At 62.3% G+C, this 16,907-nt stretch carries 18 protein-coding genes; 3 read left to right on the top strand and 15 right to left on the bottom strand.

Features of this window, described 5'->3' with window-relative positions; translation table 11 throughout:
* Positions 1-11 precede the first annotated feature (11 nt).
* Complete coding sequence (locus ACODSP_RS02385) at positions 12-791, top strand: SDR family NAD(P)-dependent oxidoreductase (protein ID WP_488964030.1); 780 nt, start codon at positions 12-14, stop codon at positions 789-791.
* An 86-nt stretch (positions 792-877) separates the two neighbouring features.
* Here ACODSP_RS02385 and ACODSP_RS02380 read toward each other — a convergent pair whose 3' ends face one another.
* From ACODSP_RS02380 to ACODSP_RS02340, 9 genes are all read right to left on the bottom strand, one after another.
* Positions 878-1,690, bottom strand: coding sequence for an inositol monophosphatase family protein (locus ACODSP_RS02380; protein ID WP_488964029.1), 813 nt, complete (start codon positions 1,688-1,690; stop codon positions 878-880).
* Positions 1,687-3,006 carry a GTPase HflX gene (gene hflX / locus ACODSP_RS02375; protein WP_488964028.1) on the bottom strand — a complete coding sequence of 440 codons (1,320 nt, stop codon included), beginning with the start codon at positions 3,004-3,006 and terminating at the stop codon, positions 1,687-1,689. The genes ACODSP_RS02380 and hflX overlap by 4 nt, the downstream gene beginning before the upstream one ends.
* A gap of 1 nt (position 3,007) precedes the next feature.
* A complete protein-coding gene (hfq, locus tag ACODSP_RS02370; RefSeq protein WP_054167448.1) occupies positions 3,008-3,259 on the bottom strand; it encodes an RNA chaperone Hfq in 252 nt (83 codons plus the stop codon).
* Positions 3,260-3,345: 86 nt separating this feature from the next.
* On the bottom strand, positions 3,346-4,059 hold the full coding sequence (locus ACODSP_RS02365) for an HAD family hydrolase (RefSeq protein ID WP_488964027.1): 714 nt from the start codon (positions 4,057-4,059) through the stop codon (positions 3,346-3,348).
* Positions 4,056-4,925 (bottom strand): D-amino-acid transaminase, encoded by an 870-nt coding sequence (locus ACODSP_RS02360; RefSeq protein ID WP_488964026.1) that lies wholly within the window; start codon positions 4,923-4,925, stop codon positions 4,056-4,058. Before ACODSP_RS02360 ends, ACODSP_RS02365 begins: the two co-directional genes overlap by 4 nt.
* Before the next feature lie 44 nt (positions 4,926-4,969).
* Positions 4,970-6,346 carry a Trk system potassium transporter TrkA gene (gene trkA / locus ACODSP_RS02355; RefSeq protein WP_488964025.1) on the bottom strand — a complete coding sequence of 459 codons (1,377 nt, stop codon included), beginning with the start codon at positions 6,344-6,346 and terminating at the stop codon, positions 4,970-4,972.
* Between the two features lie 225 nt (positions 6,347-6,571).
* On the bottom strand, positions 6,572-6,835 hold the full coding sequence (locus ACODSP_RS02350; RefSeq protein ID WP_488964024.1) for a type II toxin-antitoxin system HicA family toxin: 264 nt from the start codon (positions 6,833-6,835) through the stop codon (positions 6,572-6,574).
* Between the two features lie 5 nt (positions 6,836-6,840).
* Positions 6,841-8,244, bottom strand: a complete 1,404-nt coding sequence (ntrX, locus tag ACODSP_RS02345) for a nitrogen assimilation response regulator NtrX (RefSeq protein ID WP_488964023.1) — start codon at positions 8,242-8,244, stop codon at positions 6,841-6,843.
* Between the two features lie 6 nt (positions 8,245-8,250).
* Positions 8,251-10,539: a sensor histidine kinase NtrY-like gene (locus ACODSP_RS02340; RefSeq protein WP_488964022.1), complete on the bottom strand. Its 2,289-nt coding sequence runs from the start codon at positions 10,537-10,539 to the stop codon at positions 8,251-8,253.
* Between the two features lie 241 nt (positions 10,540-10,780).
* Between ACODSP_RS02340 and ACODSP_RS02335 the strand changes: the two genes are divergently transcribed.
* Together ACODSP_RS02335 and ACODSP_RS02330 are read left to right on the top strand one after the other, a co-directional pair.
* On the top strand, positions 10,781-11,134 hold the full coding sequence (locus ACODSP_RS02335; protein ID WP_488964021.1) for an AbrB/MazE/SpoVT family DNA-binding domain-containing protein: 354 nt from the start codon (positions 10,781-10,783) through the stop codon (positions 11,132-11,134).
* Positions 11,135-11,213: 79 nt separating this feature from the next.
* Positions 11,214-11,702, top strand: a complete 489-nt coding sequence (locus tag ACODSP_RS02330; RefSeq protein WP_488964020.1) for a hypothetical protein — start codon at positions 11,214-11,216, stop codon at positions 11,700-11,702.
* A gap of 190 nt (positions 11,703-11,892) precedes the next feature.
* On the opposite strand, the gene ACODSP_RS02325 is transcribed toward ACODSP_RS02330, so the two are convergent.
* The 6 genes from ACODSP_RS02325 to ACODSP_RS02300 form a co-directional block, all read right to left on the bottom strand.
* The gene (locus ACODSP_RS02325) at positions 11,893-12,294 is read right to left on the bottom strand and encodes a type II toxin-antitoxin system VapC family toxin (protein ID WP_488964019.1); all 402 of its coding nucleotides are present in this window, start codon (positions 12,292-12,294) and stop codon (positions 11,893-11,895) included.
* A complete protein-coding gene (locus ACODSP_RS02320) occupies positions 12,294-12,539 on the bottom strand; it encodes a type II toxin-antitoxin system Phd/YefM family antitoxin (RefSeq protein ID WP_488964018.1) in 246 nt (81 codons plus the stop codon). Before ACODSP_RS02320 ends, ACODSP_RS02325 begins: the two co-directional genes overlap by 1 nt.
* Before the next feature lie 151 nt (positions 12,540-12,690).
* Positions 12,691-14,139 (bottom strand): nitrogen regulation protein NR(I), encoded by a 1,449-nt coding sequence (gene ntrC / locus ACODSP_RS02315; RefSeq protein ID WP_488964017.1) that lies wholly within the window; start codon positions 14,137-14,139, stop codon positions 12,691-12,693.
* 3 nt (positions 14,140-14,142) lie between these two features.
* Positions 14,143-15,261, bottom strand: a complete 1,119-nt coding sequence (locus tag ACODSP_RS02310; RefSeq protein ID WP_488964016.1) for a two-component system sensor histidine kinase NtrB — start codon at positions 15,259-15,261, stop codon at positions 14,143-14,145.
* Positions 15,261-16,277, bottom strand: coding sequence for a tRNA dihydrouridine synthase DusB (gene dusB, locus ACODSP_RS02305; protein WP_488964015.1), 1,017 nt, complete (start codon positions 16,275-16,277; stop codon positions 15,261-15,263). The genes ACODSP_RS02310 and dusB overlap by 1 nt, the downstream gene beginning before the upstream one ends.
* 163 nt (positions 16,278-16,440) lie before the next feature.
* On the bottom strand, positions 16,441-16,896 hold the full coding sequence (locus tag ACODSP_RS02300; RefSeq protein WP_488964014.1) for a DUF4265 domain-containing protein: 456 nt from the start codon (positions 16,894-16,896) through the stop codon (positions 16,441-16,443).
* Positions 16,897-16,907 lie beyond the last annotated feature (11 nt).

The raw sequence follows: 16,907 nt of genomic DNA, 5'->3' as shown, positions 1-16,907 counted from the left end.
CCGGAGAGCAGATGATGACCAACGTTCCTTACGCGCCCAAGGTGGTGATGATCACCGGCGCCACCGGTGCCTTCGGGGCCGCCTTCGCCCGCCGCTTTGCGGCACTGGGTTCCAAACTGATCCTGACGGGGCGCGATCTCAGCAAGTTCAATGACTTGCTGGGGGACATCAAGACGCCGGTTCACCTGATGAAATTCGATGTGCGGGACCGCAAGGCGGTGGAGGCGGAATTGGCCGCCCTGCCGGCGGATTTCCGCGATATCGACCTGCTGATCAACAATGCCGGTCTGGCGCTGGGGGCGGACCCCGCCTACAAGGCCGATTTGGATGATTGGGAGGTGATGATCGACACCAACGACAAGGCACTGGCCATCATCACGGGCCTGATCCTGCCCGGCATGGTGGAACGCCGCCACGGCCATATCATCAATATCAGCTCCACCGCCGGTTCCTACCCCTATCCGGGCGGCCATGTCTATTGCGCGTCAAAGGCCTTCGTGACGCAGTTCAGCTTGTCGCTGCGTGCCGATCTGATCGGCACCGGCGTGCGCGTCACCTGCGTTGAGCCAGGCATGGTGCAGACAGATTTCAGTCTGGTGCGCTTCAAGGGCGATGCGGAACGGGCATCCAAGGTCTATGCCGACACGGTGCCGCTGACGGCTGAAGATGTCGCTGAAACAGTGACTTGGACAGCGACGCTGCCGCCACACTTCAATGTGAACCGCGTCGAAATCATGCCGACGACGCAGGGGCCGGGGGCCCTGGCCGTGCACCGGACGCCGGAAGCGTAGGTCAATCGTAGCGTGGATTAGCGACAGCGTAATCCGCGGAAACCCGGCACCGGCTGGACCGCGGATTACGCTGTCGCTAATCCGCGCTACGCAACGTCGGGAAACACCAGCCCGTGAACATCCTCCCAGACCTGCTGGTCAGCAGCCAGCAGGATGCCGCCGCTGACGTCGCTAGGATTGTACGGCGTGCGGTCCCATTTCGCGACATGGCCGCCTGCCTCCGCATAGGCCAGGGCGCCGGCGGCGTGGTCCCAGGGCATGGTGCGATTATAAAGCGCGAACTGGCCCTTGGCCGTCAGCAGGTTCAGATATTCGTGCGCGGCGCAGAACAGGCGGTAGGTGGAAGCGAAATGCGGGCGCAGCGCCTCAATCCGCTTCTTCTCCTCCGGTGGGAAAAACTTGGTGGAAAGCGAGCCGTGCAGGCTGGGCACCGGGCCACCGGGCAAGGCCCGCAGCTTTTCCCCCGCCATCCAGGCACCCTGCCCGATCTCGGCGATCACCATCCGGTCGCCCATGGGATCATAGATCCAGCCACCGACGGTGCGCCCGCCGACAGACAAAGCCAGAAGCACGCCGAAGACCGGTCGGCCATTGGCGAAATTGCTGGTCCCATCCACGGGATCGATGATCCAGACCGGATCATCACCGGCGTCAATGCGCGACAGGACGGTGGGATCGGCGGCGCACGCCTCCTCCCCCACCACCAGCGATCCCGGCAGCAGATCAGGCAGACGGGCGGTCAAGGCCCGCTCCGCCGCCTCATCCGCCACGGTCACCAGATCGCCCGGCCCCTTCTCCCTGATGTCAGCCTTGGACAGGCTGCGGAAGCGAGGGACGATTTCGGTGGCCGCCACGTCACGGATGGTGGCGGCCACCTTTTCGGGATCGGGAAGTCTCATGATGCCAGCGCCTGTTCACGCGCACTATAGGGGAAGCGGTCCTGGAACCGGGCCAGATCGGCGGGATCAAGACCGACACGCAGGCGGGCGTGCGTCTCGTCATCCTGACGGTCCAGCACCTCGCCCTTGCCATAGAGCCAAGCGATGGCGGCACCATCACTGACCTCGATGTCGAATTCCACCACCTCGCGCCCCGCCACCATGCGGCGGTCGATGGCATCGAACAGCGTGTCCAGCCCGTCACCGGTCAGGGCCGAAATGGCGATGCCACCATTGCGCCGCGCCTGACGCAGCAGGGTCTGCTGATCCTCTTCCCCCAACCGGTCCAGCTTGTTCAGGACCTCCATCACCCGCTCGTCCGTATCGACCTCGATCCCCAGGCCCTTCAGGACGGACTCGACGTCGGCCTTCTGCGCCTCGGTATCGGGGTGCGAAACATCACGGACATGGAGGATGATGTCGGCGGCCATCACCTCTTCCAGGGTGGCGCGGAACGCCTCCACCAGACCGTGCGGCAGGTCGGAGATGAAGCCCACCGTGTCGGAGAGGATGATCTTGCGGTTCGATGGCAGCATGATCGACCGCATGGTCGGGTCCAGCGTCGCGAACAGCAGATCCTTGGCGAAGACATCCGCCCCGGCCATACGGTTGAACAGGGTCGACTTGCCAGCATTGGTATAGCCGACCAGCGCCACCACCGGATAAGGCACCTTTTCGCGCGCCTTGCGGTGCAGGCCACGGGTGCGGCGCACCTCCTCCAGCTCGCCTTTCAGCTTCACGATCCGATCGCTGATCAGGCGGCGGTCCATTTCGATCTGGCTTTCACCAGGACCGCCCAGAAAGCCGAAGCCGCCGCGCTGGCGTTCCAGGTGGGTCCAGGAACGGACAAGCCGGGAGCGCTGATAGGTCAGGGCCGCCAGTTCCACCTGCAACTGACCTTCACGCGTGCGGGCGCGCTTCCCGAAAATCTCGAGAATCAGGCCGGTCCGGTCGATGACCTTGGCCTTCCAATCGCGTTCCAGGTTGCGCTGCTGAATGGGGCTCAGTGACTGGTCAACAATGACCAGACCGATCTCCGCCTCCTTGATCAGGGTAGCCACCTCCTCCACCGCACCGGTGCCCAGCAGGGTAGCCGGGCGCGGGCGGATGACGCGGATGGCGCGGGCATAGGCGACCTCAAGGTCGATGGCGGCGGCCAGACCCACAGCCTCGTCCAGGCGGGATTCGGGGCCGCGGGCGTCGTTCCGGTCCTCGGGCAGGACCGGATGCAGGACGAGGGCGCGGGTGGATGACCCGCGCCCCTCGTGATTACTCAACTCAGTCGTGGTCGGTCTCCTTGGCCGGCGGATCGAACAGTTGGATCGGATGCGCCGGCATCACGGTCGAGATGGCGTGCTTATAGACCAGCTGCGAATGGGCGTCACGGCGCAGCAGCACGGAGAAATTGTCGAACCAGGTGATGATGCCCTGCAGCTTGACACCATTGACCAGGAACACGGTCACCGGGGTCTTGCTCTTGCGGACATGGTTCAGGAACACGTCCTGCACGTTTTGAGATTTTTCTGACATTGGAGCAGCCTCGCTTATGCTCGGGTTATTGGGGCACCCATCAGACGGGGGCCCAAGTTTGCACAGGATATCCGACAATCGCCCTTTCAGCCAACAGTGCGGACATCCGTCGATATGGTAGCAGCAATCCGCTTAACCAAGGATGAAATCGCCGCACACCCCTCAAGACTTATGGCGGGGGGAAAACGGTTCAACCCGTCGCCGACATGCGGCGTATCGCCCACCAGGACGGGCGTCAGGCCCGTCCGGTGCGCAATCTCCATATCGACATCGGCATCGCCCACGAACCAGATGTCAGGGCCGGGTTCAAAGCCTGTGGGTTTGAGCGCCATGTGAACGGGCGCCGGGTCCGGCTTGTCCGCCGCCGCATCGGTCGCCCCGATCAGCGCATCGAACAGGGGCGCCCAACCCAGCATCTCCGCCTCCGCCCGCAGGAACCGGCCCGTCTTGTTGGAGACGACACCCAGGCGGATACCCATGCCATGCAGGGTGCGCAGCATCTCCTCCGCCCCGTCCAGCACATCGGTATGGGTCAGGTGGTTCGCCTCAAAATGCGCGTAGAAAATGTCGCGGGCGCGCGGCCATTCCTCCCCGAAAATCTCCGGAAAACTGTCGCGCAGGGATTTGCGGATGCGCCCATAACTTTCCTCCAGCGTCCATTCCGGCTTGCCAAAGGCGCGCAGGGCGGCATTCACGGACGCATGAACGCAGCGCCAGTTACTGATCAGCGTATTGTCCCAATCGAACAGGATGGCACGGGGCAGACGGTCAAAGGGCGGGGACAGGGTATCGATGGTCACTTGGCACTCACAGGGTCAGTGGAACCGATATGGTCCATATAGGCCTGACGCAGACGCAGGCAGAGGGGGCCGGGCCGGCCGTCACCGATGGCCTTGCCGTCGATGCAGGTGACCGGCAGGGCGAAGGTACTCGCGCTGGAAACAAACGCCTCCCGCGCCGTATAAGCCTCCGCCACGCTGAAGGCCCGTTCCTTGAACGCAATGCCCAGGTCACGGGCACAATCCAGGATGGACAGGCGGGTGATGCCGTTCAGGATCTCATTGCCGGGCGGGCGCGTCACCAGGATGCCGTCGGCAGTGACGATCCAGGCGTTGGACGAACAGCCCTCCGTAACGAACCCGTCGCCATCCACCATCCAGCCCTCAAACGCGCCGGCTTCCGCCGCCTTCTGTTTGCCCAGCACCTGCGGCAGCAGGCTGGTCGATTTGATATCGCGGCGCAGCCAGCGGATATCGGGCATGGTGATGACGGAAACCCCCTTTTCCAGGGTCGAAGCCGGCTGAAACGCGGTACGGCGGCAGGTCAGGACCAGGGTGGGCGCCGGGTTCTTCGGGAATTTGAAATCACGCGGGGCGGCACCGCGCGTGATCTGAATGTAAAGCAGGGCATGGCGGGCGCGGTTGCGCCGGACCATTTCGCCCATGATGAAGCGCAGGGTTGCGGGCTTCACCGGCCAGGGGATCGACAATTCCTTCAATGACCGCGCCAACCGCGTCAGGTGCCCATCGGCATCCGCCAGCTTGCCATCGACGATGGTCACCACCTCATAGACACCATCAGCGAACTGAAACCCCCGATCCTCAATATGGACGGCGGCGTCGCCGTGCGGCAGATAGCGGCCATTGACATAGGCTATGCGGGGCATGGGGCGGGGTCCAGCAGGGCGTTGAGAGATGGGGAGCGGATGTCTTAAAAAAACTCCAGCCGCACCGCGAACATCTTCTCCACCTTCTTCACCTGCCCCACCTCGGCCAGGATGATCACCCGGTCGTTGGGTTTGATGACAGTGGACGGGCGCGGGATGATCACCTTGCCGGCGCGCACGATGGCGCCAACGATGATGCCGGAGGGCAGGCGGATATCCTTCAGGGGCGTGTTGATCAGGGTGGAGGTTTCCAACGCCTCCGCCTCGATCACCTCGGCGAAATTCTCGCGGAGCGAATGCACGGCCTTGATACGGCCCCGGCGCACATGCTGAAGGATCGATGAGACGGTGATCGACCGGGGGCTGACAACTGCATCGATGCCCAACGGCAGAACCAGCGGCTGATATGTCGTCTTGTTGATCAGGGTGATGGCGCGTTTGCAGCCATTGCGCTTGGCCAGAAGGCTGGCAAGGATATTACCCTCATCGCTGTTGGACACGGCAACCACCGTCTCCGACGCAGCCACATTGGCCTCCTCCAATATGGCGGGGTCCAGGGCGTCGCCATGCAGGACCATGGTGCGCTTCAGCTTCTGTGCCACATGGGTGGCACGGCGGCGGTCCACCTCAATGATGCGGGCCGACACGCTGGGCTGGTTCTGCTCAATCTCTTCGGCCAGACACAGGCCGATATTGCCGCCACCGACAATGATGACGCGCCGTGCTTGCCGCTCCTCATGGCCGAACGCGGCCATGGCGCGGGCCACGTGGTTCGTATCGGCAACGAAATAAACCTCGTCGCCCGGTAGCATCTGATCGTTGCCGCCGGGGATGAACTGCCGGTCGCCCCGGATGATGGCCACCACTTCGATGGCCAGATCCGGGAACAGGCCCGTCAGCTGCCGCAGGGGCGTGTTGATGATGGGGCAATTGTCGGTGCAGACGACGCCGATCACCTTCACCAGCCCATCGGCCAGGGGGATCATGTCGAAGGCGCCCGGCACCTGCAGTCGCCGCGACACCGCGCGCGCCACCTCGATCTCGGGCGAGATGATGACGTCGATGGGCAGATGCTCGCGGGAAAACAGGTCCCGCCAAATCGGCTGAAGGTACGATTGATGACGCACGCGCGCGATCTTGGTGGGTACATTAAACAGGCTGGCCGCCACCTGACAGGCGACCATGTTCACCTCGTCCGCCAGGGTCACGGCGATCAGCATGTCCGCATCCGCCGCCCCCGCCGCCTCCAGGACATTGGGGTGGGAGGCGAAGCCCACCATGGCCTGGACGTCCAGCGTATCGCTGATCTTCTGGATCAGTTCCGGCGACTGGTCGATGACGGTGACATGGTTGCCCTCCGACGCCAGATATCTGGCGATGTTGGACCCGACCTGACCCGCGCCGCAAACGATGACTTTCATGAAGAATACCCTGTCAGGCGGCTGATTGTGGGCGGTAGGTGGGGGTTGGGATGGGGTCCCCATGCTTGCGCGCAGAGTGCAACCACGCGTCCATGGCTACCTGGACCTCACGCACTGCAATTTCGGGCGTGTCACCATGGGCGGAACAGAACCGCAGGTCGGGAACGTCCGCGATCCAGCACCCATCCTCGTCAGACCAGAAGACGTTGATATGGTAATGGTCCATTACTGCCTCCCGCTACGCAAAGACAAGCCGTTGGCCTTCGCTTCCATCAACACTTGCCGCGCCTGATAGGTCTTGGCGTCACCACTCTGATCCGGCTGCAGATTGACACGAACCGCCAAAGTGGCATGGCGGAAAATGTGATGGCTTCCCGAAATATGATCCAATTCAAATCCCAGCTCATGGAGCAACGCCACCAAATCCCCGAATGCGGTATTGGCGAAATGTCCGGCCTGCAGCTTCCGCCATACCTTCTCCGGGTTCATAGGCCTCACTCCACCAGCTTCAACCCATTCTTGTCCGACCCATGCACGCCCAGCGATTTCAGCTTGCGGTGCAGGGCCGACCGCTCCATGCCCACGAAGCTGGCAGTGCGGGAGATGTTGCCGCCGAAGCGGGTGACCTGGGCCAGCAGATATTCACGCTCGAACACTTCACGCGCCTCGCGGAGCGGCAGGCCCATGATCTCCCCGCCCTTTTCCCATTTCAGGACGGTGGGCGTGATGGCCCCGATCTCGGGCGGCAGCATGTCGGCGCGGATGGCCTCTGACGGGTCCGCGGCCACCATGATCAGCAGCCATTCCACCGTATTGCGCAGCTGACGCACATTGCCGGGCCAGTCATAGGCCTGCAGCGCCGCCATCGCATCCTCGCCAAACACCCGTACCGGCAGGCCCGCCGTTTCCGCGGTCCGCTGCATGAAATGCCGGGCCAGCAGGGGGATATCTTCCCGACGCTCCCGCAGGGGCGGCATTTTCAGGGGCACCACCGACAGGCGATAGAACAGGTCCTGGCGGAAGCGCCCGATCTCAATCTCCGCCGTCAGGTCGCGGTTGGTGGACGCGATGACGCGGACATCCACTTCCACCCGCGACGTGCCGCCCACCCGCTCAAACGTCTGTTCCTGCAACACGCGGACAATCTTGCCCTGGGTTTCCAGGGGCATGTCCGCCACCTCGTCCAGGAACAGGGTGCCGCCATGGGCCTGTTCAAAGGTGCCGACCTTGCGGCCCCCGCCCTCAAACCCATGTTCGGTGCCGAACAGTTCCACCTCCAGCCGGTCGGGCCGCATGGTGGCGCAGTTCAGGGCCACGAACGGCCCGTCATTGCGCCGCGACTTGGCGTGCAGCATGCGGGCGACGACTTCCTTGCCGCTGCCCGGCGGGCCGGAGATCAGGACGCGGCTGCCGGTCGGCGCCACCTTTTCCACCGAATGGCGCAACTGGTTCACGGGCAGCGACCGGCCGATCAGGTCGAAATCGGCCCCGACCTTGACCCGCAACTCGCGGTTTTCCCGGCGCAGGCGGGCCGCCTCGATGGCGCGTTCGACCAGCAGCAGCAGGCGGTCGGCCTTGAACGGCTTCTCGATGAAATCATAGGCCCCGTTCTTGATGGCCGCGACCGCCGTTTCGATATTGCCATGGCCGGAGATCATGACGACGGGCACGTCCGGGTGGTCGCGCTTCAGCTCGGCCAGAACCTGCAACCCGTCCAGGCGGCTGCCCTGCAACCAGATATCCTGGATGACCAGACTGGGCCGGCGGGCGGCGACGGCGGCCAGCGCCTGGTCCGCGTCCGCCGCCTCCCGCGTCTTCATGCCTTCATCCTCCAGGATGCCGGCGATCAGCATGCGGATATCGGCCTCGTCATCGACGATCAGAATGTCGTGCGCCATGTCTTCTCAACCTCTCCGCGCGTCGGCGGTGTTCATTTCCGGGACGACCGTGGCCGTGGGTGCGATGTTGCGCGGCAGGACCAGTGTGACACGGGCGCCACCGCCCGGCCGATCCTCCAGCAAAATCGCACCGCCATGGTCCTCCATGATCTTCTTCACGATGGCGAGGCCAAGGCCTGTGCCCTTGGCCCGCGTGGTGACATAGGGCTCGGTCAGCCGGTCCCGTTCCTCGGACTGCGGCAGACCCTTGCCATTATCCTCAACCGCCAGCAGGACCCGTTCATCCTCCACCCGGATGCGGGCCGTGATTTCACCCGGCACCTTTTCGGCACCGTGGGGTGTTTCCTCCAACCGGCCTTCGATGGCTTCGCCGGCATTTTTCAACAGATTGGTCAGCGCCTGTCCCAATTGCCGGCTGTCGCAGGTGACGACCAGCGGCGCGTCGGGCATGTCGCACTGGAACTTGATCGACGGGTAGGCAGAGGCCTGCAACAGCACGGATTGCCGTGTCAGGTCCTGCATGGCCGTCGGTTTCATCACCGGCTGCGGCATGCGGGCAAAGGCGGAGAATTCGTCCACCATGCGCCCGATATCATCGACATGGCGCACGATCGTATCGGTCATGGCCTTGAACGTATCGGGATCGCTGGTGATTTCCTTCAGGTATTTGCGCCGCAGCCGTTCCGCCGACAGCTGAATGGGGGTCAGCGGGTTCTTGATCTCATGCGCGATACGCCGCGCCACATCGGCCCAGGCAGCCTTGCGCTGCGCCGACATCAGTTCGGAGACATCGTCGAAGGTTACGACGAATCCCTTCACCTCCCCCGCCACCAGTTCGGCAGCCACGCGGACCAGCAGGGTTTTCTGCTGTCCGCCGCGCCGGATCTGCACCTGTCCCTCCACCTGTCGCCCCCCGCGACGGCGGATATTGCCCATCAGCTCGTCCAGTTCCGGCACCACCTCCAGCAGGTCGCGCCCGATCAGGGATGCCGGATCGCCCACCGACAGAAGATTGGCCGCCGACAGGTTGGGCAGGTTGATGCGGCCATTCTGGTCCAGGCCCAGCACGCCCGCCGACACGCCGGCCAGCACGGCCTCCGTAAACCGCCGCCGTAGGTCCAGCTGCCGGTTCGCCTCCACCAGCTCCGACCGCTGGCTTTCCAGCTGGCTGGTCATGCGGTTGAAGGCGCGGGACAGGTTGACCAGCTCATCCTCCGGCTCCAGCCCGCTATCGGGCACACGCGCCGTCAGGTCACCGGCGCGGATACGCTCCGCCGCCGCAATCAGGGCGGAGATCGGGGCCACCAGATATGTCGCGAAATTCAGGCCCACCCAGATGGCGGCCAGCAGCAGCAGGACGGCCACGCCCACAAAGATCACCGCCATGCGGGTCTGCAGCGCAAACCGCTGCTCCTCCATATGGCGGTATTCCTGCACCGCACTCTGCGTCACATCCATATGTTCCAGCACCCGGCTTTCCACCGGGCGGCCAATGAACAGGAACCGGTCAAAATCCTGATCCAGCAAGACGATGGCATTCACGCGGTTGCCACCCTCACTGACGATCAGCACCACCTCCCCCTTGCGCGCGCGCTCCAGATCCTCGGCATGCACGGTGGTGAAATCAAAGGCGAAGCCCAGGCCGAACACGGCGGTCACCTGCCCCGTGCCGTCAAAGATCACCGCCTCCGTCACATTGCGCATCAGGGCCTGTGACTGGAAATATTGGCGGAAGCGCGGCGGGTCCCAATAGATGTTGAGCGGCAGGCGGGCCAGATCGTTGCGCATCACCTCGGCATCGCGCGACAGGGTCTGCTGATGTTCCTTTAGATAACCTTCCGCCACCGCCAGGCTTTCATCCACCACCAGCCGCACCCGGTCGGAAAACCAGCTTTGCAGGCCGACATAGAAGAACAGGGCGGAGAAGATGGCCATGATGATGGCCGGCGCCACCGCCAGGATGGAGAACACGGCCACCAGCCGCATATGCAGCCGCGACGCCGCCAAACCTTGGCGCCGCTCCACCCACAGCGCCACAATCCGCCGCGCCACGACCGCCCCCAGCAACAGCAGCAGCACGCCATCCAGCGTCAGCAGCAGCATCAGGGTATTCTGATCAATGGCGACGGGCAGCGTCTCCGTCAGCGCCGCATAGGTGGCAGCCCCGGCGGCAATGGCGGCAATGATCAGCAGGACACCGGCCAAGGTGGACACATGCCGCCCCCGCGACCAGCGCACCAACCGCCGCCAAAGCCCATCCGACCGGGGCGCAATGCCGGGTGCTGTTGCCGTCATGCGGGGACACCGGGGATAGGCAAGCGGGCGTGTGACGATCCGGAACGGGGCAAAGCATCTGCCTTGGGCTATCGGAACCAGGGAGACACTGTTACCAGAAAGCTACACCGGACGCCAGCCCGCAACGTGATAAAGCTGCAACAGGGTGTGGTGGGGGACGGCATTGGGCCGGGGCCGTGGCGGGCTGCATTTCTCCATGATAGGATGCCTGAAAGTTTGCACAGGCCGATGGAGTTTCACCATGCAGGTGACGATGAAGAAATCGGGCGACAGCGCCGCCGTCCACATCCCCGCCGCCATCCTGCGCGCCGCAAAGCTGGATATGGATGCCACCGTCGATATCCGGGAAGAGGCGGGGCGGATCGTGATTGAACCGGTGCCAACGGACGAACTCGACCTCGCCGCCATGATCGAGGCGATTACACCGGATAACCTTCATGGAGCCATTGAGGACCATCTTCAGGACATAGAAGATGCCCGTCTTGCAGGGGCTGAACTGGAGAACGTGCTGGCAGGGCGCAGTGATACCGTACCTCTTGAGGCGGTGCTGAAACGCCATAACCTGAAAACTCCAAATGGTGATGCAAGCATATAAGCACCAACATATAAATTAAATATGCCTCACAACTAAAAATATCCGTCCATTTTGAAAAATAATTATGCATAGGTGAATTATGATTTTCAAAGCGCTTAGAAAATTAATAAATCAGGAGAAACCCGTAGATTCTAACCGCCAACTTTTATTTGCATCTACCGCAGCCCTTGAAAAGGCCCTAGATGGCTCTGAGGAAGCTTTTCAACTGTATTACTTCGCTATGTACCACTGCTTACCGGATGAAGAAAATGAACTGAACACTCTGCGCACAGAAATTCAGAAAAAATACCCAGAGAAATCAGTTATGATCGGAAGACGCTTCGTCCTATTTGGAGAAGCAGCATTTCAAATTGTGTCATCTTATTATCAGGCGCTCGCGCTACAAGGAGACCCCGATAGTTTCCGCGAATACTCCACCCACCGAGCCAATGAAATTACACAAAAGCATAAGACGAGCCAATCACTAACTGTTCCAATTGACCTCAGTGAAGGCCAACTCTCCAACGATCCAAACCTCGACTTTTATGCTTGTCTCGCTCTATCCAATCGGCAAATCCTTGTAAAATAAGACAATTGATTGAATTTTCCGTGCGAAACAGCCAAATTTCCGATTATTAAATTACTCAATAAGCGACCGACCGGCCCTTGATCTCAAGTTCCTGCACGGAGGCTGCCGGGTTGGCTTCGGTTAGTTCGGTGTCGACAGCGCCGACGCCGGTTACTCGCCCGACATTCAAGGCTACAATTGGCCGATTGCCTTATCGCATCAGTGCAACACCCTCCGATGCCGCTGCACTGATCAACGCATCGTCCAAAGTGGCGAGTGGGATGATTTCACGTTGGGCCAGTTCGAGGTAGCCGGCATCATAGATGGTCAGGCGATGCTTTCGAGCCAGCGCCATGATGTTGTCACTGTCTGGGATTGCGCTGACCTTGATCGGCAGACCCGACAGGAGCGTCAGAGCCCGCGCGGTATGCTCGGTACTGATGCGGCGGCGCCGTTCGTTGCTGATGAAGATATTGCGCATCTCGTACCACCAGATGGATGGAACCAACGCTGTATCGGTCCGCAACCGCTGATAAGCGACATCTGCAACCGGATTGCCTTCGTCAGGCAGCAACCATGTCGCGGCGACGGACGCATCCACCACGAACGGCATCAGGTGCAGTGCCCCTCGTGACGCGCCTGACGGATATCATCCAGTGACAGGCGCGGCATGGTCTGTCGAAATGCGGCGATTTCGTCCATGGTTTGACGGGTTTTCGCTGTGTGGCTTTCCGGCTCCGGCACAAGGCGGGCCACGGCTCGGCCATGGCGGGTTATCACCACTGTCTCACCCTGCTCCACCGCGTCAATTAACTGGGTCAGATGCGCCTTGGCATCGGTGATCTGGACTTCGCGCATGGTGGCCTGGACCTTCGGCCTTAATGTCATAAGGAATATGAGGGTACGGGGCGTGGGTCGAAAAGGCAATCGCGGCGGCATCTGTTGATGCGCGTGGCCCCTGGGTCCCGGCTTTCGCCGGGATGACGAGGAAGGGGCGACGGGTGTGTTGCTACTTCAACCCCCGCACCACCTGTATATCCAAATCCCTGATCTTCTTGCGCAGCGTATTGCGGTTCAGGCCCAGCATATGCGCCGCCTTAATCTGGTTGCCGCGTGTGGCCGTCAAGGACAGGGACAACAGCGGCCGTTCGACCTCTCGCAGGATGCGGTCATAGAGGCCCGCCGCCGGGATACCGTCCTTGTGCGCGGCGAAATACTCCCGCAGGTGACGTTCGACCGCCGCCGACAGGCCCTCATTCACCGGTTCCTGCACGGGCGCTGCTGCCGGGTTGGCTTCGGCCAGTTCGGTGTCGATGACGTCGAGGCTGATCACTTCCTGCGAATACAGCGCCGCCAGACGCTGGACCATGTTTTCCAGCTCGCGCACGTTGCCGGGCCAGCGGTAGCGCTTCAGCCGGTCCATGGCGGCGTTGTCCACCGTCTTGGCGGGCAATCCCTGCTGCGCTGCCTGGTTCAGGAAATGGCGGACCAGGGCCGGCACATCCTCCGTGCGTTCGCGCAGGGGCGGCAGGCGGATGGGCACGACGTTCAGGCGGTAGAACAGATCCTCGCGGAACAGGCCCTGGCGGATCAGGGTGCGCAGGTCGCGGTGGGTGGCGGCGACGATGCGCACGTCGGTCTTGATGGGCGTGCGCCCGCCGACGGTCGTATATTCGCCTTCCTGCAACACGCGCAGCAGGCGGGTCTGCGCCTCCAGCGGCATGTCGCCGATTTCGTCCAGGAACAGGGTGCCGCCCTGTGCCTGCTCAAACCGACCGGTTGAGCGCATGGTGGCGCCGGTGAAGGCGCCCTTTTCATGGCCGAACAGCTCTGACTCGATCAGTTCGCGCGGGATGGCCGCCATGTTGATGGCCACAAACGGGCCGCCCCGGCGCTTGCCGTAATCGTGCAGCGCGCGGGCCACCAGCTCCTTGCCGGTGCCGCTTTCGCCCGTGATCATCACCGTCAGGTCCGTGCCCATCAGGCGGGCCAGGACGCGGTAAATCTCCTGCATGGCCGGCGACCGCCCGATCAGGGGCAGCGCCTCCTCCTCCGGGTCCTCCACCGGGGCGGGGGCGGCGGGGGTCGATGGCAGGGGGGCCGACAGGGCCTTCTGCACAATGGCCATCAAATCCTTCAGATCGAAGGGCTTGGGCAGGTAATCGAACGCCCCACGCTCCGCCGCTTTCACGGCGGTCAGCAGCGTGTTCTGCGCACTCATCACGATGATGCGCAGGTCGGGACGCAGTTTCTTGATGCGCGGCACAAGGTCCAGGCCGTTCTCATCCGGCATCACCACATCGGTGATGACCAGATCGCCCTCCCCCTCCTGCACCCACCGCCATAATGTGGCGGCGTTGCCGGTGGTCTTCACCTCATGTCCCAGGCGGGCCAAAGCCTGGGTCAGCACCGTCCGAATGGCCCGATCATCATCTGCTACGAGAATGGTTGCGCCCATTTTTTAGGCACCCTCTCCGTGACCGTTCTGGTCGGTGACTGGCAGGGAGACCTTGAAGATCGTACGCTTTGGTACGCTTTCAAAGTCGATGACCCCACCATGGTCACCGATTATCTTTGCGACCAATGCAAGACCCAGGCCGGTTCCATTCATCTTCGTCGTAACAAAGGGATCGAACAGGTTGGCGCGGATATCTTCGGGGATGCCGGGACCGTTATCGCCCACGCAAACCAGGAGCGGCAGCTGCATCCGGCTATCCGATCCGGAAACGGCCAGACGCACGCCATGCTGGTACGCGGTGGTCAAAAGAATCTCACCGCCCTGCTCCGGGCAGGCCTCTGCCGCGTTCTTGACCAGATTGAGGAAGACCTGCACCAGTTGGTCCCGGTTGCCCAGAACGGCAGGCAGCGAGGGGTCGTATTTCTCGACAAAGCGGATATGGCGGGCAAAGCCGGTCTGGGCGATGCGGCGCACATGTTCCAGAACGGCGTGGATGTTGACCGCCTGCCGCTCCAGCGGGCGGCCATCGGTAAACACCTCCATCCGGTCGACCAGGGCCACGATGCGGTCCGCCTCATCACAGATCAGGCGGGTCAGGATCTGGTCATCCTCGCTGGCGTTTTCTTCCAGCAACTGCGCCGCGCCCCGGATGCCCGACAGCGGGTTCTTCACCTCATGTGCCAGCATGGCGGCCATGGCGACGACCGAGCGGGCGGCACCGCGATGGTTCAACTGCTTGTCGATGCGCCGCGCGATGGAGCGTTCATGGATGGTCAGCACCACAAAATCCGGCGGGTCGCCCAGGGGGGCTGCCTGCATGGTGACGGAATGCGGCCCGATGCGCGCCGTTTCCACCGAGACACCATATTCACAGACGGTGGCATGGGTGATGCGTGCCTGTTCCAAAAGGCCCAGGACGGGGCTGTCCTCCGGGATCAGTTCCGTCAATTTCGTGCCCAGGACGCGCGTTGCCGACACGTCGAAAAATTCCTGGGCTTCCAGATTGATGAAGCGGATCAGGCCCTCGCCATCCACCACCATCACGGGGTCGGGCAAGGCGGCCAGGATGGAGGTCGGGTCGATATCTCCGCCAATGCGGCGGGCCGTCGGCATCCGCGCCATCAGGCGGCGATCCGTTCGGTAACGCCGCGATCCAGTGCCGCGGAATAGAAGGCGATGATCTGCTGCTTCATCTGTTCCGGGTCCTCGCTGGTCATGATCTGGTGACGGTAATCGGCGGACCCGTTCATGCCCTTGGAATACCAGGCGACATGCTTGCGGGCGATCTTGATGCCAGCATCAATGCCATAATGGGCCAGGATGGCATCGTAATGTTCCAGGACGGTCTGCATCTGCTCCGCCAGCGGCGGGTCGGGCAGTTTCACGCCGGTACGCAGGTAATGCATGACCTGGGCGATGAACCATGGCCTTCCATAGGTGCCGCGCCCGATCATAATGCCGTCGGCGCCGGATTCCTCCAGACAGCGGACAGCATCCTCAAAGCTGTTGATGTCGCCATTGGCGATGACGGGGATATTCACCGCTTCCTTTACCTGCCGGATGAACTTCCAGTCGGCGGTGCCGTTATACATCTGGCAGCGGGTGCGGCCATGGACAGTCAGCATCTTGATCCCGCATTCTTCGGCAATGCGGGCCATGTTGGGGGCGTTCAGGTTGTTGGCGTCCCAGCCCTTGCGCATCTTCATCGTCACCGGAACGGAAACGGCCTTCACCGTCGCCTCCATGATGCGTCCGGCCAGCAGCTCATCCTTCATCAGGGCCGAACCGGCGAAGCCGTTCACCACCTTCTTCACGGGGCAGCCGAAATTGATGTCGATGATATGGGCGCCGCGATCGACGTTCAGCTTCGCCGCCTCCCCCATCACCTCGGGCTCACACCCCGCCAGCTGCATGGAGATGGGCGCTTCGTCCAGGTGCCATTCGGTCTTTAGCAGGCTTTCGCGGGTGGCGCGGATCATGGCCTGGCTGGCGATCATTTCCGACACGACAAGGCCCGCACCGGTACGCTTGACCAGCCGGCGATAGGGCATGTCGGTGACGCCCGACAGGGGGGCCAGGATCACCGGGTCGTCGATACGCACGGGACCAATCTGAAGGGCGCTAAGCGGCTTGACCATGGGACGCTGAACCTTGACGTTCGTGTCGCGAATTTGCCCATTCTTTGGGCAATTTTCGCGAATGCATGAATTTTAGGCACAGAGCTTAACACAGGTCTGTAAAAACACAATATTCACCGCCGCATGGCGGTTTTCGCCTGGGGGCGGAGCGGGGTGAACAGCCTCAGCAATCAGGATGTCGCATTGATGGAAAGGCGACGGAGATCGTATCCCCATCCAAAGCTTCAAGCACGGCGTCCACATGCACGATGGCGACGGTTTCAGGCACATCGATTGAATAGGCCCCGATTACGTCCGATGCTACCGTGTTGCACCCCAGGTTCCTCAACGCTTTCAGGGCACTCGCAATCTCAGCGTCTGCGGCAAGCTGCAAAAGCCACACGGTGGACCGCCCCGACCGGTGGACATGGTGCCAGTCCTTCACTTGAGCGTCTGCTCCCATGGTGATGGAAAGAATGTCGCCGACTGACAATCCCCTGATGAAAAGAGGCGGGGCGAGAACCTGGAACCCTGCACCGACGCCTCGAAAAGGTAGTGATTCTACCGCGACGGGTGGCCAGCCATCCTCCACAACAAGGGGGAATTGCAGCGACACGGACAGGAGGGAGGTGGCCGTCATTTAATCCTCGC

Source organism: Niveispirillum sp. FG156 (assembly GCF_057809555.1).
This window is presented reverse-complemented; position numbering and strand designations above follow the sequence as displayed.